This is a genomic window from Actinoplanes sp. NPDC026619 (assembly GCF_040638295.1).
Lineage (GTDB): Bacteria > Actinomycetota > Actinomycetes > Mycobacteriales > Micromonosporaceae > Actinoplanes.
On record NZ_JBEZYA010000014.1, the window covers coordinates 204708 to 229175 of the forward strand.

At 71.1% G+C, this 24468-nt stretch carries 23 protein-coding genes; 10 read left to right on the top strand and 13 right to left on the bottom strand.

The genetic code is table 11. The annotated features are described in order from the left end of the window. Window positions 1–65: 65 nt before the first annotated feature. Together AB0E90_RS28685 and AB0E90_RS28690 are read left to right on the top strand one after the other, a co-directional pair. Window positions 66–2279 (top strand): aminotransferase class III-fold pyridoxal phosphate-dependent enzyme, encoded by a 2214-nt coding sequence (locus tag AB0E90_RS28685; protein ID WP_360412285.1) that lies wholly within the window; start codon window positions 66–68, stop codon window positions 2277–2279. Further along, window positions 2280–3866: an FGGY-family carbohydrate kinase gene (locus AB0E90_RS28690; protein WP_360412288.1), complete on the top strand. Its 1587-nt coding sequence runs from the start codon at window positions 2280–2282 to the stop codon at window positions 3864–3866. Here AB0E90_RS28690 and AB0E90_RS28695 read toward each other — a convergent pair. After that, the gene (locus tag AB0E90_RS28695) at window positions 3844–4593 is read right to left on the bottom strand and encodes an NPP1 family protein (protein ID WP_360412291.1); all 750 of its coding nucleotides are present in this window, start codon (window positions 4591–4593) and stop codon (window positions 3844–3846) included. The two genes, AB0E90_RS28690 and AB0E90_RS28695, sit on opposite strands and share 23 nt — an antisense overlap. A gap of 106 nt (window positions 4594–4699) precedes the next feature. Here AB0E90_RS28695 and AB0E90_RS28700 point away from each other — a divergent pair, with 106 nt between their 5' ends. From AB0E90_RS28700 to AB0E90_RS28710, 3 genes are all read left to right on the top strand, one after another. Beyond that, window positions 4700–6073 carry a M4 family metallopeptidase gene (locus tag AB0E90_RS28700; RefSeq protein ID WP_360412294.1) on the top strand — a complete coding sequence of 458 codons (1374 nt, stop codon included), beginning with the start codon at window positions 4700–4702 and terminating at the stop codon, window positions 6071–6073. Further along, a complete protein-coding gene (locus AB0E90_RS28705; RefSeq protein ID WP_360412297.1) occupies window positions 6073–6660 on the top strand; it encodes an HAD family acid phosphatase in 588 nt (195 codons plus the stop codon). Before AB0E90_RS28700 ends, AB0E90_RS28705 begins: the two co-directional genes overlap by 1 nt. A 220-nt stretch (window positions 6661–6880) precedes the next feature. Beyond that, window positions 6881–7939 carry a glycoside hydrolase family 11 protein gene (locus AB0E90_RS28710; RefSeq protein ID WP_360412300.1) on the top strand — a complete coding sequence of 353 codons (1059 nt, stop codon included), beginning with the start codon at window positions 6881–6883 and terminating at the stop codon, window positions 7937–7939. A 32-nt stretch (window positions 7940–7971) separates the two neighbouring features. On the opposite strand, the gene AB0E90_RS28715 is transcribed toward AB0E90_RS28710, so the two are convergent. Together AB0E90_RS28715 and AB0E90_RS28720 are read right to left on the bottom strand one after the other, a co-directional pair. Then, window positions 7972–8241 carry a hypothetical protein gene (locus AB0E90_RS28715; protein WP_360412303.1) on the bottom strand — a complete coding sequence of 90 codons (270 nt, stop codon included), beginning with the start codon at window positions 8239–8241 and terminating at the stop codon, window positions 7972–7974. Further along, window positions 8238–8396: a hypothetical protein gene (locus AB0E90_RS28720; RefSeq protein ID WP_360412306.1), complete on the bottom strand. Its 159-nt coding sequence runs from the start codon at window positions 8394–8396 to the stop codon at window positions 8238–8240. The genes AB0E90_RS28715 and AB0E90_RS28720 overlap by 4 nt, the downstream gene beginning before the upstream one ends. An 85-nt stretch (window positions 8397–8481) precedes the next feature. On the opposite strand from AB0E90_RS28720, the gene AB0E90_RS28725 reads away from it, so the two are divergent. Beyond that, window positions 8482–9105 carry a TetR family transcriptional regulator gene (locus AB0E90_RS28725; RefSeq protein WP_360412309.1) on the top strand — a complete coding sequence of 208 codons (624 nt, stop codon included), beginning with the start codon at window positions 8482–8484 and terminating at the stop codon, window positions 9103–9105. A gap of 44 nt (window positions 9106–9149) precedes the next feature. On the opposite strand, the gene AB0E90_RS28730 is transcribed toward AB0E90_RS28725, so the two are convergent. The 9 genes from AB0E90_RS28730 to AB0E90_RS28770 all read right to left on the bottom strand — a co-directional run bounded on the left by AB0E90_RS28730 (window position 9150) and on the right by AB0E90_RS28770 (window position 17657). Continuing rightward, a complete protein-coding gene (locus tag AB0E90_RS28730; protein ID WP_360412312.1) occupies window positions 9150–10664 on the bottom strand; it encodes a serine/threonine-protein kinase in 1515 nt (504 codons plus the stop codon). A 193-nt stretch (window positions 10665–10857) separates the two neighbouring features. Further along, window positions 10858–11601 (bottom strand): anti-sigma factor, encoded by a 744-nt coding sequence (locus AB0E90_RS28735; RefSeq protein WP_360412315.1) that lies wholly within the window; start codon window positions 11599–11601, stop codon window positions 10858–10860. Beyond that, window positions 11598–12206, bottom strand: coding sequence for an ECF RNA polymerase sigma factor SigK (sigK, locus tag AB0E90_RS28740; RefSeq protein WP_360412318.1), 609 nt, complete (start codon window positions 12204–12206; stop codon window positions 11598–11600). Before sigK ends, AB0E90_RS28735 begins: the two co-directional genes overlap by 4 nt. Before the next feature lie 97 nt (window positions 12207–12303). Then, entirely contained in the window at window positions 12304–13074 is a 771-nt protein-coding gene (locus AB0E90_RS28745) for a DUF1295 domain-containing protein (protein WP_360412321.1), read from the bottom strand. Next, the gene (locus AB0E90_RS28750; RefSeq protein ID WP_360412324.1) at window positions 13071–14297 is read right to left on the bottom strand and encodes a cyclopropane-fatty-acyl-phospholipid synthase family protein; all 1227 of its coding nucleotides are present in this window, start codon (window positions 14295–14297) and stop codon (window positions 13071–13073) included. The genes AB0E90_RS28745 and AB0E90_RS28750 overlap by 4 nt, the downstream gene beginning before the upstream one ends. Then, the gene (locus AB0E90_RS28755) at window positions 14294–14983 is read right to left on the bottom strand and encodes a DUF1365 domain-containing protein (protein WP_360412327.1); all 690 of its coding nucleotides are present in this window, start codon (window positions 14981–14983) and stop codon (window positions 14294–14296) included. Before AB0E90_RS28755 ends, AB0E90_RS28750 begins: the two co-directional genes overlap by 4 nt. Beyond that, a complete protein-coding gene (locus AB0E90_RS28760) occupies window positions 14980–16206 on the bottom strand; it encodes an FAD-dependent oxidoreductase (protein WP_360412330.1) in 1227 nt (408 codons plus the stop codon). Before AB0E90_RS28760 ends, AB0E90_RS28755 begins: the two co-directional genes overlap by 4 nt. Next, window positions 16203–16862, bottom strand: a complete 660-nt coding sequence (locus AB0E90_RS28765; protein ID WP_360412333.1) for a class F sortase — start codon at window positions 16860–16862, stop codon at window positions 16203–16205. Before AB0E90_RS28765 ends, AB0E90_RS28760 begins: the two co-directional genes overlap by 4 nt. Window positions 16863–16868: 6 nt before the next feature. Then, complete coding sequence (locus tag AB0E90_RS28770; protein WP_360412336.1) at window positions 16869–17657, bottom strand: hypothetical protein; 789 nt, start codon at window positions 17655–17657, stop codon at window positions 16869–16871. 224 nt (window positions 17658–17881) lie between these two features. On the opposite strand from AB0E90_RS28770, the gene AB0E90_RS28775 reads away from it, so the two are divergent. From AB0E90_RS28775 to AB0E90_RS28790, 4 genes are all read left to right on the top strand, one after another. Then, window positions 17882–18007 (top strand): hypothetical protein, encoded by a 126-nt coding sequence (locus AB0E90_RS28775; RefSeq protein WP_360412339.1) that lies wholly within the window; start codon window positions 17882–17884, stop codon window positions 18005–18007. A 66-nt stretch (window positions 18008–18073) separates the two neighbouring features. Then, window positions 18074–19270, top strand: a complete 1197-nt coding sequence (locus AB0E90_RS28780) for a hypothetical protein (RefSeq protein WP_360412342.1) — start codon at window positions 18074–18076, stop codon at window positions 19268–19270. Window positions 19271–19286: 16 nt separating this feature from the next. Beyond that, window positions 19287–21440 (top strand): tetratricopeptide repeat protein, encoded by a 2154-nt coding sequence (locus AB0E90_RS28785; RefSeq protein WP_360412345.1) that lies wholly within the window; start codon window positions 19287–19289, stop codon window positions 21438–21440. Between the two features lies 1 nt (window position 21441). Then, window positions 21442–21990, top strand: coding sequence for a flavin reductase family protein (locus tag AB0E90_RS28790; protein WP_360412348.1), 549 nt, complete (start codon window positions 21442–21444; stop codon window positions 21988–21990). Here the strand turns inward: AB0E90_RS28790 and AB0E90_RS28795 are convergent. Next, on the bottom strand, window positions 21922–24294 hold the full coding sequence (locus AB0E90_RS28795) for a LuxR C-terminal-related transcriptional regulator (protein ID WP_360412351.1): 2373 nt from the start codon (window positions 24292–24294) through the stop codon (window positions 21922–21924). The two genes, AB0E90_RS28790 and AB0E90_RS28795, sit on opposite strands and share 69 nt — an antisense overlap. Window positions 24295–24468 lie beyond the last annotated feature (174 nt).

A 24468-nucleotide genomic window follows, 5' to 3' on the forward strand; every position in this document is an offset into this window, starting at 1 on the left:
GCGGGAGAGGGCTTTGCTGGCCGGACGACGGTGTCTGCACCGGCGCGATGGGTGACGATGACTACATGAAGCATCTGATGTCCCGCCGCCATGTCGTCGAGATGTGCCGGACGATGCTCGAGCGCGGCTACCTGAAGGCGACCGAGGGCAACGTCTCGGTCCGCATCCCGGGCCACCAGCTCTACGCGGTCACGCCGAGCAACTACGACTACGACAAGATGCGGGCCGAGGACGTCTGCATCGTCGACTTCCAGGGCAAACACGTCCCGGATCCGGACGGCGCGGGTGGGCTGGTGCCGTCGATCGAGTGCGGGATGCACGCCAACATCTATCGCGAGCGGCCGGACGTCAATGCGATCGTGCACACCCATCAGCCGTACGCGTCGGCGCTCGCCTTTTTGCGTAAGCCGATCCCGGCGCTGACCGATGAGCAGGTGCGCTTCCTCGGCAAGGAGGTGGCGATCATCGACTACGCGCCGAGCGGCACCGGCTTCCTGGCCAAGAACGTGCAGAAGAAGGTGGCGAGCGGGGACAACGCGTTCATCATCGCCAACCACGGGGTGGTCGCGGTCGGCACCGACCCGACCCGCGCGGTGTTCAACATGGCGCTGCTGGAGAAGGTGTCGATCGCCTATCTGATGGCGCTGACCACCGAGGCGGGCAAGGTCTACACGATTCCGAACACGATCCGGGAGATCGCGTTCGGCAAGCTGAAGAAGGACGAGAAGCGGATCGCCTCGCAGATCGTCGACGCGGTCGAGCCGATCCGGGTACCCGAGGACGAAGAGCTGCCGTCAGTGAAAGAAGCGGACATTTCACCCGCCGAAACCACGCACGGCTACATGATCAGTGAGTACCTCGACGTCCCGGACACCATGCGGCGGCTCAAGGCGCTGGTCGCCCAGCCGATCCGCGGGCTGCGGCACGACGCGCTGCTCGACGTGCTGAGCTACTTCGAGACCAAGTGCACGGCCAGCAAGGAGATCACCGACCGGGCCAAGAAGCGGATCCCCGGCGGCGTCCAGCACAACCTGGCCTTCAACTACCCGTTCCCGCTCGCCGTCGACAAGGCCGAGGGCGCGCACCTGACCGACCGGGACGGCAACGTCTACATCGACTTCCTGCAGGCCGGCGGCCCGACGATCCTGGGCAGCAACTACGGCCCGGTCAACGAGCAGGTGGCCGAGGTCATCAAGCAGAGCGGTCCGGTGACGGGTCTCTTCCACGAGTACGAGTTGAAGCTCGCCGAAAGCATCAACCGCTACATGCCGCACATCGAGATGTACCGGTCGCTGGGCTCCGGCACCGAGGCCGTGATGGCGGCGGTCCGGGCTGCCCGGGCCAAGACCGGCAAGAAGATGGTGATCAAGGTCGGCGGGGCCTATCACGGCTGGTCCGACACCGTGGTCTACGGCCTGCGGGTGCCCGGCACGTTCCGGATGAACGCCAAGGGCATCCCGTGGGGCGCCACCGAGCGGACCCGGGAGACCTTCCCGCACGACCTCGGCACCCTCAAGCGCAAGCTCACCGAAAACCGGCTGCGCGGCGGCACCGCCGCGGTCATCGTCGAGCCGTTCGGGCCGGAGTCCGGCACCCGGCCGGTCCCGCACGGTTACAACGCGGCCGTCCGCAAGCTGTGCGACGAGTTCGGCGCGCTGCTGATCTTCGACGAGGTGGTCACCGGCTTCCGCACCGGGATGGGCGGCGCGGCCGGCTACTTCGGTGTCAAGCCCGACCTGACGGTCTTCGGCAAGGCGGTCTCCGGCGGTTATCCGATGGCCGGTGGGGTCGGCGGCAGCGCCGAGGTGATGAGCGTCTTCGGCTCCGGTCTGGACGGCAAGAGCGGCGCGCACATCCAGGTCGGCGGCACCCTGTCGGCGAACCCGCTGTCGTGCGCGGCCGGCTACTTCGCGATCGAGGAGATGGCCCGCACCAACGCGCCGGTCATCGCCGGAAAAGCCGGCGACCGGCTCACCCGCGGACTGCAAAAGCTGATCGACAAGTACGGGCTGCCCTACGTCGCGTACAACCAGGGCTCGATCGTGCACCTGGAGTGCAGCGGCGTCATGCTGCTGAGCATGCGTGACCCGATCAAGCTGCTCAAGGAGAACAAGAAGCGCAAGACGCTGATGGAGCAGATGGGCGCGGCGTACGCGGCGCACGGCATCATCACGCTCGCCGGTTCCCGGATGTACACCTCGATGGCCGACACCGACGAGGTCATCGACGACGCCCTCACCCGTTTCGACCAGGTCTTCGCGCAGGTCGAGGGAGTCTAGGTGGTCCTACCGCCGCAGGTGCTGGCGATCGACCTCGGCACGTCCGGGATGAAGGCGGCCCTGGTCGCCGCGGACGGCACCGTGACCGGCTGGGCCGAGCGCCCGGTGCCGCTGCGGGTGCTGCCCGGCGGCGGCGCCGAGCAGGACCCGGTCGCCTGGTGGGACGCGCTCGCCGAGGCGGTCGCCGACCTGGGCCGGGAGTTCCCTTCGCATTTACGCGCGGTGACCACGATCTGCTCGTCCACCCAGGGCGAGGGCACGATCGCGGTCGACGCGAACGGTGCGCCGCTCACCCAGTGCATCTCCTGGTTGGACATGCGCGGGGCGGCGCACCTGCGGAAGCAGTTCGGCGGCTTCCCGGCGTACCAAGGCATGTCGGTCTTGAATATTGCTCGTTGGCTTCGCCTGACCGGTGGGATGCCGTCGGTGACCGGCAAGGATCCGGCCGCCCACATGCTGCTGGTGCGCGACGAGATGCCGGAGATCTACGCGCGGACGAAGACGTTTCTCAACGTCCTGGACTGGATCAACCTGAAGCTCACCGGGCGGACGGTGGCCACCGTCGACTCGATCCTCACCTCGTGGGTGACCGACAACCGCAAGGCCACCGACATCCGCTACTCCTCCGCGCTGGTCGCGGCCAGTGGGATCGACGCGGACAAGTTCCCGCCGATCGTGAAATGCACCGAGGTGATCGGCACGCTTGCCCCCAGCGCTGCCGATCACCTCGGTCTTCCGCAGTCCGTGCAGGTGGTGGCCGGGGCCATCGACAACACCGCGGCCGCGATCGGGGCCGGCACCGTGCGCGACAACGAGCCGCACCTCTATCTCGGCACGTCGTCCTGGATCTGCGCCCACGTGCCGGCCAAGAAGACCGACGTGACCAGCGGCATCGCGTCCATCCCGTGCGCGCTGCCGGACCGTTACCTGATGACCGCGCTGCAGGCGACCGCGGGCGCGAACCTGACCTGGCTGCGCGACAAGATCGTCGAGTTCGACGACCCCATCGTCTCGGCCGGGCACGTCAGCCGCGACGAGGGCACCATCTTCGACGCGTTCGACAGCCTCATCCCGACCGTGCCGGCCGGCGCGAACGGGGTGCTCTACATGCCGTGGCTGTACGGCGAGCGCGCCCCGGTCGACGATCCAAACCTGCGAGCCGGCTTCCTCAACATCTCGCTCGAGACGACCCGCTCCGACCTGCTGCGGGCGGTCTTCGAGGGGGTCGCGCTGAACACCCGATGGATGACCGGTGCGGTGAGCCGCTTCTTGAAGGAGCCGGTCACCAGCATGGTGATCACCGGCGGGGCGGCCCGGTCGAACTCGTGGTGCCAGATCTTCGCCGACGTGCTGGGCATCGAGATCCGCCGGGACGCCAACCCGGTCGCGGTCAACGCCCGGGGGGCGGGCTGGATCGGGGCGGTCGGCGCCGGCCTGATCAACTTTTCCGACATATCTGATCTGACCAAACCGGATCATGTCTTTGAGCCCGGCGCCGACTACGACGAGATCTACGAGACCTACACCCTCCTGCACAAACAGCTGGCCCCGATCTACAAAAGGCTCAACCGGCCGGGTCGAAAGTGATGCCGGCCGGCTTCGCCTCGGTGATCAGGCTGACGAAGTTGGCGTCCTTCAGGCCGAAGTTGGCGCTGCCGAAGTCGTAGTTGCTCAGCGTGTCCCGGATCGCGGTCGTGGGATAGCCGGTCCAGCCGACCAGCGTCGGGTACTGCCAGGTGTGATAGGCGTTCTCCGGCGGCTCGTCGCCCGAGTTGGCGAGCCGGAAGTCGTGGGTTCCCACGCCGTCCTTGTGATAGACGATCTTCGGGTGGTTGCCGGTCCAGATCACCGCGGTGGACGCATAGATGTTGAAGTCGCCGTGCGCCGACGTGGAGACATATTCGGCCACGTCGTTCTGCACCCAGACCACGACGTGCTCCCAGTCGTGCCGGTGCCCGCCGATCGAGCTGTTGGCGAGCGCCTGGTCCTTCTCGAAGTAGAGCCCGTACGCCACGGCGCACCACCCGTTGTTGCACTTGTATCGCGAGTAGCCGTTGGTGCTGTCCAGATCGGACGTGTCGTGGCACTCGCCGCTGAGCGAGCCGCCCGGCTTGAGCCCGCCGTTCACGACGCCGGTCGGGCCGATCGCCGGCGTCGGGTAGCAGCCGTCGGTGTCGTAGTCGTAGGCCGGCTGCCATTTGGTCTCGATCGCCTCGGCCTTGCCGGGCAGTTTCGCCGGCACCGCGGCGAAGGCGGGGGTGGCCGCGGCGATCACGACGGCGAGGCCGAGGACGCCGGCAGCGAGCTTCTTCATATCGAAGAGCGTGACTGCGTTTGATCCGGAAGGCAACGGCCGCAGTGGCGATATAACCTGTTCGCGATCCCCTCTTAGGTTTAAATACATCAATATGATGCTCAGCATGATGAAGCGCCTCGCCGCCATCGGCAGCATCGTCGGACTGGTCATCGTCGCGAGCGGCACCGCCGCCCACGCGGCCCCGGACGGCCTCACCCTGGTGGCCACCCGTCACTCCCTGCTCGGCACGCACACCTGGTATCAGCAGACCTACAACGGCGTGCCGGTTCTCGGCGGCTACTACGCGGCCCACACCGACAGCACCGGCGCGAGGTCGATCGACGACGGCCGGATCGCGATCAAGGGAGTGCCCGCGCGGAGCGCCGCCTTCGCCCGCGGCCGGGCGGAGTCGTCGGTCACCGGCCGCCTCGCCGGTTCGCTGCTGCGCTCCTCGGCGGTCATCGTGCCCGGCGACACGGCCAAGCTCGGCTGGCTGGTACTCACCGACACCCCCGGCGGCACCGTGCAGAGCGTGGTCGACGCGGCCAGCGGCACGACGCTGGCCGAGAAGAGCACGGTCAAGGAGGTCAGCGGCTCCGGGCAGGTCTTCAGCCCCAACCCGGTGGTGACCCTGCAGAAGGAGAGCCTGACCGACAGCACCAGCGCGAGCTCCTTCACCGCCGCCTACAAGACCGTGACGCTGACCCAGCTGACCAGCGGGGTCACCACGCTCAAGGGCGCTTACGCCAGCAACCAGAGCAGCAGCGCGGTCACCTCGAGCACCCGCACCTACACCTACACCCGGGCGCAGGCCGGCTTCGAGCAGGTCATGGGGTACTACAGCATCACGTCGGCGCAGGAGTACATCCAGAGCCTCGGCTTCACCGACGTCAACAACTCGGCGCAGAAGTACAAGACCACCGGCTACACCGACGACAACTCCTACTACGACCCCTCGACCGACCAGATCACCTTCGGGACCGGCGGGGTCGACGACGCCGAGGACGCCGAGATCATCTGGCACGAGTACGGCCACGCCATCCAGGACGCGCAGTCGCCCGGTTTCGGGTCGTCCACGCAGTCCGGCGCGATCGGCGAGGGTTTCGGCGACTACTGGGCCTACACCATGTCGTCGCCGGTCAGCACCAATACCACCGTGACGCCGCTGGTCTGCATCGGCGACTGGGACGCGGTCTCCTACACCAGCACGACGCCGCACTGCCTGCGCCGGATCGACGGCACCAAGGTCTACCCGGGTGACTTCGAGAACGAGGTGCACGCCGACGGCGAGATGTGGTCACGGGCGCTCTACGACATCAGCACCGCGCTCGGCCGGGAAACCGCCAACAAGATCATTCTTGAAGCACAATTCAACTTCGCTCCGGGTACGACGTTCGCCGCGGCCGCCAACGCCACCGTGAGCGCCGCCCAGTCCCTCTACGGCAGCACCGCCGCCGCCTCGGTCACCACCGCCTTCAAGGCTCGCGGGTTCATCTGATGGTCAACGTCCTCCGCCGGGGCGCCGTCGTTGTCGTCGCGGCCCTCGGGCTGGCCCTGACCGGCACGGCGACGCCCGCCTCCGCCGCGACCGCCGCCGCGCTGCCCCCGGTCGAGACCTGGCTCGCCGATGTCTCCGCGGTGACCGACCAGGCCGGCGCCTATCTGACCGGCCGACTGCCGGACACCCGGGTCAAGACCGCCATCGTCCTGGACATCGACAACACGGCCATGGAGACCACGTACGCCGGAGCGGTCTGGCCGCCGGCCACCCCACCGGTGCTGGCCCTGGCCAAGCAGGCGCAGTCGCTGGGCGCCGTGGTGTTCTTCGTGACCAACCGGCCCGACATCCTCCAGCCGTGGACCGTGGGCAACCTGTCGTCGGCGGGTTACACCTGGGCCGCGCTCTACATGCGACCGACCTTCAGCAGCGATTCGGCGCAGACACTCAAGACCAACTACCGCATCAAGATCGAATCAGCCGGCTACACGATCGTCGCGAACGTCGGCAACAACGACAGCGACCTGCTCGGCGGCCACGCCGAGCGCACGTTCAAACTGCCGGACTACGACGGCCAACTGGACTGAGCACTTTCGACGAAGAGGCCGGCCTGCGGGCCGGCCTCTTTTGTCGTGCCGTCCGGAAGTTTCGGAGCTTGCCCGGAAGTTGTCAACGCTCCATACTTCGTTTCATCGATGAACTTCATCGAATCACAGCGTGACCGCCGTTGACGTCGCCGGTTCCACCGCCGGCTCGTCCACCCACAGCGGAGCGTCGAGCTGCCCTCCCAAGGAAGGATGCACGCGCGTGAAAAAGCGGCCCCTCATCAGCATCGCCAGCGCCGTCCTGCTGGCCGTCGCCTCGGTTGCCGTGGCCACCGCCGCCCATGCCGAGGCCGACCGGACGGTCACCTCGAACACGACCGGCACCCACAACGGCTACTTCTTCTCGTACTGGAAAGACAGCGGGAACGTCAACATGACCCTGGGCGCCGGCGGGTCCTACAGCGTCCAGTGGAGCGGCATCAACAACACCGTCGTCGGCAAGGGCTGGAAGCCCGGCTCCAGCCACACGGTGAACTACTCCGGCAGCTTCAGCACGAGCGGCAACGGCTACCTGGCGCTGTACGGATGGACCACCAACCCGCTGATCGAGTACTACATCGTCGAGAATTTCGGCAGTTACAACCCCAGCACCGGCACCACCCGGCTCGGCTCGGTGACCACCGACGGCAGCACCTACGACATCTACCGCACGCAGCGGGTCAACCAGCCGTCGATCATCGGCACCGCGACTTTCTACCAGTACTGGAGCGTCCGGCAGTCGCACCGCACCGGCGGCACCATCACCACGGCCAACCACTTCAACGCGTGGGCCGCTCTCGGGCTGAACCTGGGCGCGCACGACTACCAGATCATGGCCACCGAGGGTTACCAGAGCAGCGGCAGCTCCAACATCACGGTGAGCGAGGGGTCCAGCCCGACCCAGCCGACCACCGCGCCGACGACGCCGAGCACCACCCCGACGACACCGGGCGGCGGATCCGGTGGCACCAGCGCCTGCAAGGTGACGAACTCGGTCAGCGCCTGGAACACCGGCCTGACCGACAACATCACGATCACCAACACCGGCACGACGGCGATCAGCGGCTGGTCGCTGAAGTTCGGCCTGGCGTCCGGCCAGACGATCACCTCCGGCTGGAGCGCGACGTACTCGCCCTCCAGCGGCACGGTGACCGCCACCAACGCCAGTTACAACGGCGCCATCCCGCCGGGCGGCTCGACCACCATCGGCTTCCAGGCCAACCACACCGGCAACAGCGCGGCCCCGACCGGCTTCGCGCTCAACGGCGCCACCTGCAGCTGATCAACGCCGGGCCGGCTCCGGCCGGCCCGGCTTCAGACATGCCAGATCAGGCCGCCGTCGCGCAGCTGCACGGCCATCACGAGTGCCAGCACGAGCAGGTCGGCCACGCCCAGCGCGGCGCCGGCCCGGCCCGCGTTGCGGCTGGGTGTGCCGGCGCGGTGCCGGTGGGCGGCGATCAGGCCGAGCACGATGGCGGTCGGCCCGAAGACCACGTTGAAGAAGAACAGGCCGGCCACGCCCAGCGTCAGCGACGCCATGGCCCGGTCGTCGATGCCGGCGATGCGCTTGAGGATGGTGTTCATCGGGTCCGCCCCGCGATCCGGCGGGCGCGCCGGTTGACCAGCAGAACCGCGGCCGCCGCGACGATGCCCACGGCGATCAGCAGGGGTTGCCCGGTGAGCAGGGTCGGGCCGACGACTACGGCGATCAGGGCGATCGCGGCCATCAGTGCCAGCATTTCCGTGCTCCTTTCAGTAGACAACTGTTCACTGAAGTCAGCCTAGGCTTCTCCTGCTTCAGTGGACAGGTGTTAACTGAGTGACATGAGCCGCATCGACCAGAAGGCCCGCACCCGGCAGGCGCTGCTCGACGCCGCGCTCGCCCTGATGGAGCACCGGAGCCTGAGCAGCATCGGCCTGCGCGAGATCACCCGCGCCGCGGGCATCACCCCGACCGCGTTCTACCGCCACTTCCCCGATGTCGACAGCCTCGGCGTGGCCCTCGTCGACCAGTGCCTCGGCAGCCTGCGCGGCACCATCCGCACGGTCCGTGACGGCCTCAGCTCCAGCGACGAGGTGATCAACCGGTCGGTCGGGATCCTCGCCCGGCAGGTGCACGCCGACCCCGAGCACTTCCGGTTCATCGCCCGCGAGCGCCACGGCGGCGTCACCGCGGTCCGCGCCGCGATCGCCGAGCAGCTCGACCTGTTCGCCGCCGAGCTGGCCACCGACCTGGCCACCGACAGGCTGGTCGGCGGCCCGAGCTACGACCGCTGGATCGCCGCCGACCTGCGGATGGTCACCAACCTGATCGTCAATTTGATGGTTTGGACCACCGCTGCCCTGCTGGACCGCCCCGCGGCCGAGGAGGACGTGATCGACACCGCCGGCCGGCAGCTCCGGTTGATCGTCCTGGGCACCCGCCAATGGCCGACCGGCCTCGCCTGACCGTCGGCTGGACAGGGCCGGATCCAGAGCGGGCGGCACCGGGGTCACGGCGCCGACGCGAAGAGATCCATCAGTTGGCTCTGCTGGCCGAGGCCGGCCGGCCAGTCCCGGTCGGCGGTGGTCCAGCGCAGCAGGTAGGAGCGGTTGCTGCTGACCGCGGCCAGCACCCGGTGCACGTGCAGCGTGGTGTCCGAGTCGGGCCGGTAGGTGTACTCCCAGTCGGCGGCGCCCCGCTTGAACAGCAGGACGCCCATGCTGATCCGCCGGTAACCGGGCAGGGCGCCGTCGGCCCGCTCCACCTTCTCGCGGTTCTGCCAGTAGGCCAGGGGCTGCCGGGTGACCACCGCGATCATGTTCACGGTGAAGGCGCGCCGGCCCGCCGGGTCGCTGAAACAGACGTCGTTGCCGGTCATCGAGCGCTGCCAGCCGGCCGGCAACGCGAGCGCGAAACCGCTGGGATCGCGGTGCCAGATCCAGCCCTTCGGCAGGCCGGCCGGCACGCCGGTGGTCGCGGCGACGGCCGGCTGCGCGTCGGCGCCGAAGCCGCACATGCCGGTCGGCGCGGCCGGGGCGGCGGAGGCAATGCTCGGGAAGAGGGCGGCCGGCGTGGACGCCTCCGGCCGGTGCCGGCCGGCCGCGTAAGCGCCGGCGCCACCGGTGGCCAGGAGCACGGCGGCGATTCCGGCCACCACGTAGCGGCGGTCGCGGCGCCGGCGGGAGGGCCGCGGGGGAACCGGCGCGCGGCCACGCCAGGGACTGGCCTTCGCACCCCCGGCGACCGCTCGGAGCACCGATTCCGTCTCGGCGGCGTCCGGCCGCGCTTCCGGCTCCTTGGCGAGCAGCCCGAGAATGATCCCGGACAGCGGGCCGGCCCGCCGGGGCGGGTCGGGCGGGTCGTCGAGCAGCGCGCGCAGCGAGGAATCGGTGTCACCACGGGCGAACGGCGCACGCCCCTCGACCGCGGCGTACAGCGTGGCGCCGAGCGAGAACAGGTCGGCCGCCGCGCCGGCCGGCGCCGACCGCACCCGTTCCGGCGCGATGTAGTGCGGGGAACCGAGCCGCGGATCGACGCCGCCGTCCCGCTCGCCGATCGTGGCCAGGCCGAAGTCGGTCAGCACGACCCGGCCGTCCACACCGAGCAGCACGTTGTGCGGCTTGACGTCGCGGTGCAGCACCCCGGCGGCGTGCGCGGCCCGCAGCGCCGCCAGCACGTGCACGCCGATCCGGGCCACCTCCCGGGGCGACCGCGGCCCGTCGTCGCGGACGGCCTCGTACAGCGAGCGGGAGTTGACGTACTCCATCACGATCCACGAGCGGTCGTGCTGCCAGACCACGTCGAAGACCTGCACCACGCCGGGGTGGTCGAGCCGGGCCGCAGCCCGGGCCTCACGCATCGTCTGGGCGGCGAGCAGCGCGGTGGAGGCCACCGTGATCTCCTTGACCGCCACGTCGCGCAGCAGCAGCTGGTCGCGCGCCCGCCAGACCCGGCCCATCCCGCCCGTGCCGACCATCTCCAGCAGGCGGTAGCGTCCGCCCAGCACCTCGTCGAGCGTCTCCATCGGCTCACCCCGATCCGTCTCCGCGGGGATTCGGAGCGGGGCGAGCCGCGGATTGGGTCTTCGCTCAGGTGATCTGAACCAGGGGCGTCCGGCGGCGCCGTCTTCGCTCAGGTGATCCGAACCAGGGGCGTCCGGCGGCGCCGTCTTCGCTCAGGTGATCCGAACCAGGGGCGTCCGGCGGCGCCGTCTTCGGTCAGGTGATCTGGACCAGGGCGTCCAGCGGCGCCGTCGGTGCGGCGGAGCCGGGCGCCGGTTCGACGGTGACGCCCACCGCGGACGAGTCGGGCAGGCCGTCGACGATCTGCACGATCGCCGACTGCCCGGCGGTCAGCGCACCGGCCGAAGCGGGCGCGCCGGCCCGGATCGTCCACAGCTGATAGACCCGGCCGGTGGCCGGCGCGCCGTCGGCGGCCAGCATGATCACACCGGCGTCCAGCAGGCTCGACGTCGCCACCGTGACCCGGCCGCCGCTCTTCAGCGGCTGCTCGCGCACGACCAGGTCGGGCGCGGCGAGGACGGACCGGACCCGCGCTTCGCTCGCGCGAGCGGACTCGGCGAGAGCCTGCTCATGGCGTACCCGCTGATCTTGAACGGCATAGACGGCCGTGCCGGCCCCGGTTGCCGCGACCACGACGGCCGCCGCGGCAACGAGCCACCGGCGACGCGACGTCGTCGCCCGGCCGGGCGCGGCGACCTCGGGCGGCCGGCCGGGAATCTGCCGGGTGTTCGCGATCTCCGCCATGACGTTTTCCCGCAGCCGGGGCGGCGGCACCGACCAGGCGCCGTCGGCCAGGCGCGCCGCCGTCTCGCGCAGCTCGTCGACCTCGAGCCGGCAGGGTTCGCACTCGCGCAGGTGACGCTCGAAGGCGGCTCGCTCGAGGTCGTCCACCGCGTCCAGCGCGTACGGCCCGACCAGCGTGTGAATGTCCGCGCTCACGCCGCCACCCCCGTCGACATGCAGTCCCGCAGGCGGATCAGGCCGTCTCGCATCCGGGTCTTCACCGTGCCCAACGGCGTGCCCAGCACCTCCGAGACCTGGGGATATGAGTATCCCTGGTAGTACGCGAGGTTGACCACCTCACGCTGCAGCTCGGTGAGCTCGTCCAGGCAGTGCCGCACCTGCTGCCGTTCCAGCCGGCCGGTGACCTCGTCGGCCACCGAGTCGTACGGCGTGTCGATGGAGGCGGCGCCGACCCGGGCATCCCGATCGGTCGATGCCTGCGCGGCGCGGGCCCGGTCGACCGCCCGGCGGTGCGAGATCATGAAGATCCAGCCGGTCGCCGAACCCCGCCCGGAATCGAACTGGGCGGCCGATCGCCAGACCTCGACCATCACCTCCTGGGTGACCTCCTCGGCCTGGGCCGGGTCCCGCAGCACGCGGCGGATCAGCCCGTAGACGCGCGTGGCCACCAGGTCGTAGAGCCGGCCGAACGCCTGCTCGTCGCCGCGCGCCACCGCGCTGAGCAGGGCGCCCACATCCGGCGCCGGGTCGGGAACCGGGGTCAGGTGGTCCGGCCGCCGATTCGTGCCCCGCTCTGCCATGGTGCTCCGCCTCTCCCCGGCCAAAGATCCGTCCGGGAGGTGATTCGACGCCGCGGCCGACGCGGATTGGCCGGAGTTTTCCCAGGTAGCCGACGATTCAATCGCGCCTCGGTGGCCGGGGGACGAACCCGCTGGTGCGGGCGACGTATTCGGCGTAGCCCGGCCGGGTCTCCGCGAGGTGCCGCTCCATCAGCGGTTTGCCGGTCTTGGCCGCCAGGAACCAGGTCATCAGCAGCGGCGAGAGCACCGTGAGCCAGCCGGTCCAGTGCAGCGCGGCCAGCGCGAACAGCCCCCACCAGACGCACGCGTCACCGAAATAGTTGGGGTGCCGGGTGTAGCGCCACAACCCGGTGTCGAGCACTCTGCCCTTGGCCGCCGGGTCGGCCCGGAAACGGGCCAGCTGCTCGTCGCCGACCGCCTCGAAGAACAGACCAACCGCCCAGATGAGTACGCCGATGACCGCGAGCGCATTGAGCGGGGCATATCGGGCCGCGACCTGAACCGGCAACGACACGAACCACAGCGTGATCCACTGCAGCAGGTAGACGCTGCGGAACGCGTACCAGGTCCGGCTGCCTTTGGCCCGGCCGAGCATCTCTTCGTAGCGCGGGTCCTCGCCCTGATGCCGCCCCGCTTGCCGTCCGATGTGGACAGCCAGCCGGACGCCCCAGATCACCGTGAGCGCGGCCACCAGCCAGGCCATCGGCCGGTCCGCGTTCAGCGCGACCGCGGCGATCGCGACCGCGGCGAACCCCAGCCCCCACGCGACATCCACCCCCTTGTGCACCCCGCGGGCCACGCCGATCCCGAAGGCGGCCAGCATCACGACGAGGGCGGCCGCGGCGGTCGACACCAGCAGGGTCGTCATCCGGACCTCCGCACGATGAGCTGGCAGACGTCGAGGTAGCGGGCGGCGAAGCCCGCCTCACAGTAGGCCAGATAGAAGTTCCAGGTCCGGGCGAACGTGGCGTCGAACCCGAGCGCGGCCACCGCGCCCGACCGCTCGCGCTCGGTGAAGGCGGCCCGCCAGCGGCGCAGGGTCTCCGCGTAGTCGAGGCCGAAATCGAGCCGGTCGAGCACTGTCAGGCCGGCCCGGCCGAGGACGTCCGTCATCGCCGGCACCGACGGGATCAGGCCGCCCGGAAACACGTACTTATGGATCCAGGTGTAGGTGTTCCGGGTGGCGAGCATCCGGTCGTGCGCCATGGTGATCATCTGGAGCCCGATCCGGCCGTCCGGGGCCGAGTGCTGCGACAGGGTGGCCGCGAACGTCGGCCAGTAGTCGATCCCGACCGCCTCGACCATCTCGACCGAGACGATGGCGTCGAAGCCGCCCGGCGCCGGCTCGATCTCCCGGTAGTCGCACAGCCGGACCTCGACGCGGTCGCCGACGCCGGCCGCGGCCGCCCGGCGCAAGGCCAGCTCACGCTGTTCCGCCGACAGGGTCACGCTGACCACCCGCGCTCCGCGCCGCGCCGCCCGGATGGCCAGCTCGCCCCACCCGGTGCCGATCTCCAGGACCCGGCTGCCCGGGCCGGCGCCGGTCCCGTCCAGCAGCCGGTCGATCTTGCGGTGCTGGGCGGCGGTGAAGTCGTCGCCGGGCCGGTCGAACAGCGCGCTCGAGTACGACATCGACTCGTCGAGGAAGAGCGCGAACAGGTCGTTCGACAGGTCGTAATGACGGTGGATGTTGCGCCGGGAGCCATCCGGGGTGTTGCGCTCGGCCCGCGGCTCCCGGGCACCGTGGAACCGCCGCATCCACTGCAACCACGGCCGAACGAGCGTCCCCATCGAACCGGCGAGCACGGTCAGCAGGCCGACCAGGTCGTCGGAGTCCCAGTCACCGGCCTGGTAGGCCTCGCCGAAGCCGATCAGCCCGGCGGCGCCGACCCGGGCCAGCAGCGCGTCCGGACGCCGTACGTCCAGGATCGGTCCGGTGGTTCCGGTCGTCCGGCCGTCGGGGTAGCGGACCCGGACGGCGCACGACGCCATGGCCCGGCGGAACACCACGCCGGCAACCGCGGCGCGAAGTGGGGCCGCCACAGCCGGCCGGCGGTCCAGGCCGGTCGTCGGGTTGGTGGTTACCGTCATCGAAGACCTTCCGTTCTGGGCACGACCGGCAGGCCGCGCAGGTACAGGCGCACACCCTGGACGCGGATCCGCAGCGAGACCGCGACGGTGACCAGCGGGTGCCGCAGCAGCGCGCGCCGGGTCACCGGCCGGCGCTCACCGCGCAGCGACGCGACGAACGGGCGGGCGCCGTCGCGGTCCAGCGCAATGGTCAGCGCCAGCCGGGCGCCGGGTTCGGCCAGGCTCAGCCGGTAATCACCGGAGACGTCGTTGAACGGCGAGACGTAGAACGTCTTCGGGGTCTCGGCCCGGCCTCGCTCGTCGGTGTGCAGGAGATAGCAGTGCCGCCCGCCATACGTGTTGTGCACCTCCGCGATCACCGCGGCCAGGCTGCCGTCCGCCCGATGGCACCAGTAGACGCTGAGCGGGTTGAACACGTGCCCGAGCACCCGGGCGCTGGTGAGCAGCCGGATGCGGCCGCCGGCCAGGTCGATGCCGTGCCCGGCCAGGTAGGCGTCGACGTTCTCGCGGATGCTCAGCGCCGGGTCACCGAAGTGGTCGCCGGCCCGGAACGAGGCGAGCCACCGGTTGCGCGGCAACTCGTCCAGGTCGACGAGCCACTGATAGGTCCGGTACGCGAAGGCGTGCCGCAGCGGCGCGGTGCGGGTGTGCCGCACCGTGCACTCGTAGAGGGCCGGCGCGGTCACCACTCCACCCCCAGGGATCGGGCGGCCGCCACCCCGCTGCGACAGCCGTCCTCGTGGAAGCCCCAGCCGTGATACGCCCCGGCGAACGCGGTCCGGCCGTCGTTGAGAGCGGGCAGTCCGGCTTGCGCGGCCACCGAGGCGGGCGTGTAGATCGGATGCTCGTAGGTCATCCGGGCCAGCGCGTCCGGGCTGCTCCCGGCGTTGAGCGTGACCAGGTAGTGCCGTTGCGCGGTCAGCCCCTGCAGCCGGTTCATGTCGTAGGTGACCATCGGCGGCCCGGCGTCCGGCGTACAGCCCGGCAGCCGGTAGTTCCAGCTCGCCCGGGCCCGCTCCCGCCGCGGCAGCACCGCGTCGTCGGTGTGCAGCACCGTGACGTTGCGCGAGTACCCGAAGGCGCCCAGCGTCCGCCGCTCGGCCTCGGTCGGGTCGGACAACAGTCGCAACCCCTGGTCGGCGTGGGTCGCGACGACCACCGCGTCGAACCGGGTGCGCTCCCCGGCCTCGATCAGGACCCCGTCCGGGGTACGGGATACCGCGGTCACCGGATCGCCGGCCCGCACGCTGCGCAGGTGCTTCGCGAGCCGGTCGACGTAGGTGCGGGAGCCACCCTCGACGGTCCGCCAGGTCGGCGAGCCGGTCACCGACAGCATCCCGTGATGGGCGAGGAACGTGAACAGGTAGCGGGCCGGGTAGTCGGCGACCACCTCCGGTCCGCACGACCAGACTGCCGAGACCAACGGCACCACGAAATGCCGGACGAAATGCCCGGTGTACCGGCCGCGCATCAGGAACGCGCCCAGCGTCGGGTTCTCCGCCGTGGCCAGGAGCGCCCGCGCCCGCCGGTGGAAGACCGGCACCTGGGCCAGGGTGGCCAGGTAGGACGGGGTCGGCCGCTGGACGAACAGGCCGCCGGGGCCCTTCGCGCCGGCGTACTCCAGCCCGCAGCCGTCGCAGCGCACCGACATGCTCATCTCGGTCGCGCGGGTGGGCACCCCGAGCTCGGCGAACAGCCGGCGCAGCAGCGGATAGGTCCGGTCGTTGTGCACGATGAAGCCGGAGTCGATCGACACGGTCGAGCCACCGTCCGGCAGGTCGTGGGTGTGCGCGTGGCCGCCGAGCCGGGTGTCCGCCTCGTAGAGGGTCACGTCCCACGTTCGTTGCAGCAGGTAGGCCGCGGTCAGGCCGGACACACCGGCGCCGACGACGGCGACGGATCTCGTCATGCCGGGTGGGCCATGGTCAGGTCGGCGTACACGACGATGTTGTCCTCGTAGTGTCCGGCGGCGCTGTCGAAGTGGCCGCCGCACGTGATCAGTCGCAGGCCGGCCCGGTTGATCGCGCCGTACACGGCATCGCTCGGAAATTTGTTCTTGGCATAGCGTTCCACCTTCAGCACCGAGAACATGGCGATACTGCCGTCTTGCCGGTCGACGGTGATGGCGTCGCCGGCCTTCAGGTCGGTGAGCCGGTGGAACGTGCCGGGCTTGTTCTTGTAGTCGACGTGCCCGGCCAGCACGGCGGGGCCGAGGGCGCCGGGGGTGGGCGCTCCGGTGTACCAGCCGACGGTCGTGGCGTCGACCGGCACCTGCATGGTGCCGTCGGCCTGCCGGCCGAGCCCGGTCAGCGGCACGTCGACGCCCAGCTTCGGGATGACGACCCGGGTCGGGGCCGAGGTGCTCATCAGCGGCCCGGCGGTCAGAACGCCGGCCGTGCGGTCCGGGGGTGTGCTGGCAGCTGCTGCCGCCGCCGGCAGCGAGTGGGGTGTCTCCTGACCGCCCCTGACCAGGGCGCTAACCCCGATGACGGTGAGGGCCAGGACGACCGCCGAGAGCGCGTAGCGCCCCCGGCGGCTCCGGCCCGACGCTTCGGCGTCGGTCATGACGGCTCAGCTCTGCCGGCTGAGGCGACGACGAGCGAGGAACGCCCCGGCTGCGCCGAGCAGGGCAAGACCGCCGATGCCGTACGCGATGGCCGGGTCGTTCCGGGTGCTGCCGTCACCGGTGGCGACGCCGCCGACCGGCACCGAGCCGACCGCCGCGCCGGCGACCATGCCGCACGTGGCCGGGTCGGTCGCCTCCTCCGGGATGCCGGACAGGCCGGCCGACTTGGCCAGCGTCGACTCGCCGAGGGCGGCCATGTCGTACTTGCCGTTGTTGTCGGCGTCGATGCCGTGCTCGACGATGTGCAGGTCCTTGAGGTGTTCGATGGTGCCCTTGGGCAGGTCGGCGGCCGCGATGGTGCGGCTGTACGACAGGTTCCCCTTGGCGTCGGCCATCGGCATCCGGTCGACGGCCAGGCCGCTCTTCGGCGAGGTGTCGCCCTTGGTCGTCAGCGAGATGAAGATGTTGCCGTAGACCGGCATCCCTTCCTCGGTGCTGACGAAGCCGTTGCCGTCCTTGTCGGCGGACATGTCCGGGCAGTGGAAGTCCATGCCGTCGGTGGAGCCGTGCAGGTGCTGCGCGTGCGGCGAGTTCGGCACCAGCCCCGTCGAGCGAATGCTGACTTTCAGGTCGCCGTCGGCCATCGCGGTCAGCGTGGCGGTGCCGGACGCGCCGGACTTGTTCAGCGCGTCGAGCTGCACCTGAACGCTTTCGTCGGCGAACGCGGCGCCGGGCACGGCGAACAGGATCACTGCCGCGGCGGGTACGGCGAGCAGGGTGCGGGAGAGCTTCACGAGGAATCCCTTCGACAGTTGGCTTGTCGGAGGAGATTCGGAGCCGCCCGCGCCGCGGAAAGGTCCGAGCCGGTGAATCTTTTCGGCCGGTGGCGGGCCGGTGGCGGGCCGGTGGCGGGCCGGTGGCGGGCCGCCAGAGTAAGAGGTCTTGCTCTACCTGGCCTCGCGGCGTCCTTGGATGCTCTCTCTTGTCCGAGACGAACGACTCCGAGGGGAGGAAAACCATGAAGTCCACGCTCGAGATGAAGAAGGCGAGCACGGCCAAGAAGATCGACGTCCGCCGCACCGGCGACGTGCGTCTCACGACGGCCGCGTTCTGTACCAACAGCTGCTACTGGGTGGCGGTCTGACGCATGGCGAGTACGGACGGCCCGAAAGTTTGCCCCGGGCCGTCCGTACCGACGCGGGGGTTACTGATGACTGACGGGCGTATCACGTTCCACCCGCTGAGCTTCGTGCCCGAAGGGGCCGACGTGGTCGTCGGCCGGGGCGACACCGGAACCTACGCGGTGCTGCCGCACGACGGGGCCGAACTGCTGCGGCGGCTCATCGGCGGTTCGACCGCTGCCGAGGCCGCCACCTGGTACGAGCGGAACTTCGGCGAAGCCGTGGACGTCGACGACTTCCTGGGCTCACTGGCCGACCTGGGCTTCGTCACGTCGCCCGGCAGCGCGGTCATCGGCGCCGTCGCCGCGCCCCGGTTCCAGTGGCTGGGGCGGGCGTTGTTCTCCGCGCCCGCGTGGATCGTGTACGCGGCGGTCGTCGCGCTCGCGCTGATCGAGCTCGCCGGGCGGCCGGACCTGCGGCCCGCCGCCTCGCACGTGTATTTCACCGCATCGCTGGTCACGGTCCAGGTCGTGCTGCTGTTCGGCACGATCCCGCTCAGCTTCCTGCACGAGGCATACCACGTTCTGGCCGGTCAGCGCCTCGGGCTGCACAGCCGGCTGGGCATCAGCAACCGCTACAACTTCGTGGTCTTCGAGACCAAGAACAACGGCCTGCTGAGCGTACGGCGTGGGCAGCGTTACCTGCCGTTCGTCGCCGGGATGCTGATCGACGTCGTGCTGGCGTCCGCCCTGACCCTCGCGGCGGCTCCACTCGTGGGTGGCGGCGCTGCCGCGGCGTACACCGGCCGCCTCTGTCTTGCTCTTTCGTTCTCGATCGTCGCCCGGCTCGCCTGGCAGCTGCTGCTGCATCTGCGCACCGACCTGTACTACGTCCTGAGCACCGCCCTGAACTGCTACGACCTGCACGACGCGAGCCGATCGATCCTGGCCAACCGGTTTCGCCGGCTCGCCGGCCGGACCGCCGGCCTGGTCGACGAGACCCAGTGGACCGACCGCGACCGAAGAGTCGGCAGTTGGTACGGCTGGTTCATCGCCCTCGGGTTCGCGGGCACCGTCGTGCTGGCCGTCGTCTTCACCGGCCCGATCGCGGTGACCTACGCCGTCCGCGCGTTCCAAGGGGTCCTGGCCGGAACCGGGACGTGGCATTTCTGGGACTCGCTGATCTCGCTCGCCATTCTCGCCGTCCAGTTCCTCCTGCCCGCCGTGCTGGCGTGGCGCAAGCGACGGCACAACCGGGCACGCCAGCCGAGGCTGCGCGCCAGCTGAAGGAGACTGATACCGGATGTCGCGCTATCCGCACGTCGTCGGGGCCCGGGGCCGGGACCGGCTCGCCATGATCGAAATGCCCGCGCGGGCGGTCGTCGCCCGCTGCCACCAGGGTTTGCGGGGACCTTTCACCGGGGTGGACACGGTCCTCGAGGCCGTCCTGCCCGACGTCGTGCGCCGGTGGCCGGATCTGGTCGATGCCCACCGCTTCGAGCTGCTGGAGGCGATCCCGGAGCTGAGCGCGCTGATCGGCCCGCCGGCGAGCACCCTGGCCAAGGACGCGCCGTTCGCCGAGCGGACCCGGTGGTACGGCCGCATCATGACCCGGTGCTTCTCGCAGGGCATCGTCACCCTCCTGCGCGACTACGCGCTGCGCCTGCGCGCGGCCGGCGGGGTGCCGCCGACCCTGGTCTTCGACGACGTCCACCGGGCCGAGTCGGCGACCCAGCAGTTCGTCGCGCTCTTCGTCCGCCGAGTCGGTGCGGAGCTGTGGCCGGCGGTGATCGGCAGCGACGGCGCCGTCGAGCCCGAACTGCGGGCCGCCCTGGCCGACTTCGCCGACCGCGTCGACGCCGTGCCGCGCCCGGACTCCCGGGCCTGGAACGCCACCGAGCTGGCGGCCGAATACGTGCGGTCGGACGGGACCAGCGACGACCCGGCGGCTCATGCGGCCTACCTGAAACTCGGTGCCGCCGAGCGCGCGGCCATGCACGACCGGCGCGCCGCCGAACTCGAGCCGGACGCGTCCTGGGGCGTGCGGGTCGCCGCGCTCGTCCACCACCTGGAGCGCGGCACCGACCCGCACGGTAAGGGCGTCGAAGCCCTGCAGGCCGCGGCGGAGTACCTCACGTTCATGGGGTTCCAGGAGGCGGCCGCGGCGATGAGCGAGCGGGGGCGGGCGCTCACCGACCCCGACCGGGAACCGGAGACCTACCGCAAGTTCACCAACATCCTGATCGCCCAGGTGCTCGGGCTGGGCCGACTGGACGAGGCCGAGGCGCTCTGCAGCGAGGTGCGGCAGCGCTACGCCCAGCCGTTCGCCCACATGACCACCAGCTACTTCCTGGCGATGATCTACACCCGGTTCGCCGTGCCCCGCGACCACGAGAAGGCCATCGACTTCCAGAACAACGCCGTCGTCATCGCGAACGGCCTGGCCGACGAGCGGCAACGGCTGGTCTACAGCGGCTTCCACGACAACGGGCTGGCCCTGATCGAGATGCACCGGGGCAATCTGGCCCGCGCGCTGACGCTGGTCGACGACGCGATGGCCCGGGTGGACGCCAAGCTCGGCGCGGACGAGTGGGTGCTGCACCGGTCCCAGTTGCTCTACAACCGCGGCCGCCTGCTCGGCGCGACCGGGCACGACGACGAGGCGTACGCGACCTTCACCACGTTGGCCGAGCTCGACCCGCACTACACCGACTACCTCTCCGAGCGCGCCAAGATCTCCCGGAAGCGGGGAGACCTTGCGTCCGCCATCCGTGACTACGACCGCGCCGACGAGCTCGGGCCGCCGTTCGTCGAGCTGTTCCACAACCGGGGGTCGGCCTACGCCGAGCTCGGCCTCGTCGATCAGGCCCGCGCCGACTTCGACTTCGTCCTCGACATGGAACCGGACGAGGCGGACACCCTGTTGAGCCGGGCCGAGCTGCTGCTCGGCGAGGGCGAGCTGGACGCCGCGGCGGCGGACACCGAACGCGCGCTGACCGTGTTCCCGCACGACCCGAGGCTGCACTGCCTGCGCGGCATGATCCAACTCGCGGCCGGCGACGCCGCCGCGGCCCGGTCGAGCCTGGACGCCGCGCTGGAGCAGGATCCCGACTACCCGGCCGCGCTGATCAACCGGGCGGTCGCCCTGTTCGAGCTGGCCGAGCCCGGCCGGTCGGCCGCCGACCTGACCCGGGCCCTGGAACTCACCGGGGCCAACGCGGACCTGCTGCTCAACCGCGGCATCGCGCACACCGCCCGCGCGGACACCGCGGCGGCGCTGGCCGACTTCGAAGCCGCGCTCGCGCTCCCGGACGCCGATCGCCCGGAGCTGCTCTACCGCCGCGCGCTCTGCCTGATCGACGCCGGTGACCGGGATAGGGCCGAGCCGGACCTGCGCGAATGCCGGCGGCTGGGCGCCCGGATCCCGGAGATCGACGAACTGCTGGCGGGGGTCTGACATGACGGTCGGTGCGCGGGAGTTCCGCGACGCCATGGCCTGCCTGGCCATGCCGGTCGCGGTGGTCAGCATGGTGGACGCGGACGGCGGGTGGCACGGCGCCACGCTCGGGTCGGTCGTCTCGCTGTCCCTCGACCCGCCGCTGGTGATGTTCGCCGTCGGCCGCGGCACTCGCGTGCACCGGCCGTTGTGCGGCAGCGAACGGTTCTGCATCAGCATCCTCGGCGCGGGGCAGCGCGCGGCGGCCGAGCAGTTCGCCGGGGCCGCGACCGGCCGATTCGCGACCGGCATCGTGCCGATCGGGGGCATCCCGGCTGTCAGCGGCGCGGCCTGCTGGCTGCTGTGCGGCCGGTCCCGCCTGGTCGAGGCCGGCGACCACACCATCGTGATCGGCCAGGTCGACGACGTGCGGCAGGGGCCGCGCGGGATCGGCGGGCCGCTGGTCTACCACGGGCGCCGCTACCACCAGCTCGGCACACTCTCAGGTGCCGAGCAGGACGCGGAGCTCGGCTCGTCCGGCCAGGCCGAGCTTGTCGTAGGCGTTCTGTAGGTAGTTGGAGACGGTTCGCGGCGACAGTCCCAGGCGCGCGGCGATCTGCGGGCTCGTCAGCGACCGGGCCAGCAGCACCACCTCGCGCTCGCGTGAGGTGAGCTGGGGCGGCAGCCGGCCCTGGTCGAGCAGCGGGGTGCGCGCGCCCTCGCACCGCTGGGCCAGCGCCTCGGCCCGTTCCTGGAAGAGGGCGGCGGGTTTGTGCTGGCCGGCACGGCGGCGGGCGTGGGACGCGGCGGTGGCGGTCTCCGCTGCCAGCAACACGTGGCCGCTGCGTTCGAAGGCGTCGGTGGCCCGGCCCAGGGCGCCCGCGTCGTGCCGGGCCAGGGCCCGGGCGGCCATCGCCATCACGGCCACCACCTCGCTGTCGACTTTGCGGGCCAGATCCGCCAGCCTGGTGTGCACCGGGCCGGGGGCGCCCAGCCGGGCGGCGTCGTAGAGGGCCGTCGCCTCTACCGCGTGGATGCCTGACCGGGCCGCCGTCTCGGCCGCGCGCAGGCAGGACTCGACCGCCGGCTCGCCGTTCGCGGCCTGTGACCACGCCCGGCTCAGCTCGATCCGTGCCTCCAGAATGGCGGTGTGGCGGTGCTCGGGGTCGTCCGCGCGGGCCAGCCATCGGCGAGCCGCCGTGCTGTCGCCGGCGATCGCGGTGGCGGTTGCCAGCTCGGTCATCCACTCGCAGCGCAGGCAGTACGCGCCTGTGGACAGGGTCACGGCCTCGCGCAGGGCGGCGGCGGCCGTCTGCACGCGGCCCTGCGTCACAGCGGTCAGGCCACGCAGCCCGGCCCAGATGCCGGCTATCGAGCGAACTTCGGCTGCGACCGCATCGCGATAGCCCCGGTCGGCCAGTTCCTGTGCGCCGCGAAGGTCACCGCGCAGCAGGCGCGCCAGACAGGCGCCGTAGCCGTGCTCACCCGGCGAGCCGCGACCGATCAGCGCGGCCGCCGGCTCGGCGTGGTCGCCGGCCCGCTCGGTGGGTGCGCTTGGTCCGAAATGCCGGATCTGTGCTGACGTCACGGCCCAGGCCGCGGCCTGCTCGGGGTCGTTCGGCGGCCGAGGCGGAAGGACGGCCGCGGCGCGGCGGCCATGCCCTTGCCGGAACAGGGCCTCGGCGAGGACCAGGTCCGGGGCCGGTCCGGGTTGATGCTCGCGCGCTGCCTCGGCGAGGATCACCGCGAGGCCCAGGTCGTGGCCGGCCAGCGCCAGCCGAGCCGCCGGCAGGAGATGTTCGGGCGCGGTGACGGTGCCGGCCCGGACCTGCCATTCCCCGGCGCGCAGCACCTGATCGCCGCCGATGACCGGGCCGGCTAGGAGCGCCGGCGCCAGCATGCCGTAGACGCGCCGGATAGTGCTGGCCGGCAGCAGGCGCCGCACCACCGGCCCGGACAGCGGCGGCGCGAGCCGAGCCGCCGGGCCGTCGTCGACCCGCACGAGTCCGGCTCGTTCGGCGGCTTCCACCGCGGCCGGCCCGACCAGCGTCTCCAGCAGCGACATCGGAACCGGCTCGGCGCAGGCAACGAACTCCACCGCCGATCGCGCAGCGGGCCCGGCCTCGTCGAGCCACCGCTCGTACGGTCCGCCGTCCCGCGCCGCGTCGCCGTCCTCCCGTGCCGCGTCGGCGTCCTCCCGTGCCGCGTCGCCGTCCTCCCGTGCCGCTCCTGCCTCCTCCCCCGTCGCGTCGACGTCCAAGAGCGCGCGAAGCGCCAGCGGATTGCCGCCGGCCAGGCGCGCGAGCCGGTGCCGGCCGATCGCGTCGGCGCCGGACAACCGATCGACCAGCCCGGCCATCTCATCGGCGGGCAGCGGTCGGACAGGCAGGCCGGCGATCCGGCCGTCGTTCCAGAGGGCGGCCAGCGCCTCGGGCACGCCGCCACCCCGCGAGCCCACGGTGCCGATCACGAACACCGGGCACGAGGTCACCAGCTGAGCGAGCATCGCGTCCGACGCGTCGTCGAGGAACTGCACATCGTCCACGACGAGCACGGTGCGTCCCGGTCCGCGCAGCTCCGCGATCAACCGCGACCACAGGGCGGGGCCGTCACCGGCCCCGGGCGCCAGGTGGGTGAGCGCCCCGAACGGGACCCCCCGCCACGCCCGGCGAGCGCTGACCTGCGCAACCCGGCATCCGCTGCGCTCGAGCCGAGCAGCCGCCTCGTACGCCACCCGGCTCTTCCCCACTCCCCACGCGCCGGTGAGCAGCACGCCGTACTGCCGCGGGCGCCGATAGCCGGCCTCGATCGCGGCGATCTCACCCGCCCGGCCGGCCAACGGCCATTCCCGGCCCGGCCCCGCGACATCGGCCATGGCGTTCTCCCCCCGGTGGACTCCGGACACCGTGCCGCCGGGGGTGCCGGGCCCACATCCGTGCCCGGTACGGACGTTCTCGGGGGCGGGTCCGTAGCACACCCGGACACCAGGGACATCGGCCCGCGCCTATCCGATTCCGGTTCGGCGGCAGTCACTTTGCCGACCGGACGT

Bases quoted from the DNA above. Each gene is read 5' to 3' on its own strand.
- AB0E90_RS28685 (WP_360412285.1), top strand. From the start codon at position 66: ATGAAGCATCTGATGTCCCGCCGCCATGTCGTCGAGATGTGCCGGACG.
- AB0E90_RS28695 (WP_360412291.1), bottom strand. From the start codon at position 4,593: ATGAAGAAGCTCGCTGCCGGCGTCCTCGGCCTCGCCGTCGTGATCGCC.
- AB0E90_RS28700 (WP_360412294.1), top strand. From the start codon at position 4,700: ATGATGAAGCGCCTCGCCGCCATCGGCAGCATCGTCGGACTGGTCATC.
- AB0E90_RS28705 (WP_360412297.1), top strand. From the start codon at position 6,073: ATGGTCAACGTCCTCCGCCGGGGCGCCGTCGTTGTCGTCGCGGCCCTC.
- AB0E90_RS28715 (WP_360412303.1), bottom strand. From the start codon at position 8,241: ATGAACACCATCCTCAAGCGCATCGCCGGCATCGACGACCGGGCCATG.
- AB0E90_RS28720 (WP_360412306.1), bottom strand. From the start codon at position 8,396: ATGCTGGCACTGATGGCCGCGATCGCCCTGATCGCCGTAGTCGTCGGC.
- AB0E90_RS28725 (WP_360412309.1), top strand. From the start codon at position 8,482: ATGAGCCGCATCGACCAGAAGGCCCGCACCCGGCAGGCGCTGCTCGAC.
- AB0E90_RS28730 (WP_360412312.1), bottom strand. From the start codon at position 10,664: ATGGAGACGCTCGACGAGGTGCTGGGCGGACGCTACCGCCTGCTGGAG.
- sigK (WP_360412318.1), bottom strand. From the start codon at position 12,206: ATGGCAGAGCGGGGCACGAATCGGCGGCCGGACCACCTGACCCCGGTT.
- AB0E90_RS28745 (WP_360412321.1), bottom strand. From the start codon at position 13,074: ATGACGACCCTGCTGGTGTCGACCGCCGCGGCCGCCCTCGTCGTGATG.
- AB0E90_RS28750 (WP_360412324.1), bottom strand. From the start codon at position 14,297: ATGACGGTAACCACCAACCCGACGACCGGCCTGGACCGCCGGCCGGCT.
- AB0E90_RS28760 (WP_360412330.1), bottom strand. From the start codon at position 16,206: ATGACGAGATCCGTCGCCGTCGTCGGCGCCGGTGTGTCCGGCCTGACC.
- AB0E90_RS28765 (WP_360412333.1), bottom strand. From the start codon at position 16,862: ATGACCGACGCCGAAGCGTCGGGCCGGAGCCGCCGGGGGCGCTACGCG.
- AB0E90_RS28775 (WP_360412339.1), top strand. From the start codon at position 17,882: ATGAAGTCCACGCTCGAGATGAAGAAGGCGAGCACGGCCAAGAAGATC.
- AB0E90_RS28780 (WP_360412342.1), top strand. From the start codon at position 18,074: ATGACTGACGGGCGTATCACGTTCCACCCGCTGAGCTTCGTGCCCGAA.
- AB0E90_RS28785 (WP_360412345.1), top strand. From the start codon at position 19,287: ATGTCGCGCTATCCGCACGTCGTCGGGGCCCGGGGCCGGGACCGGCTC.
- AB0E90_RS28790 (WP_360412348.1), top strand. From the start codon at position 21,442: ATGACGGTCGGTGCGCGGGAGTTCCGCGACGCCATGGCCTGCCTGGCC.
- AB0E90_RS28795 (WP_360412351.1), bottom strand. From the start codon at position 24,294: ATGGCCGATGTCGCGGGGCCGGGCCGGGAATGGCCGTTGGCCGGCCGG.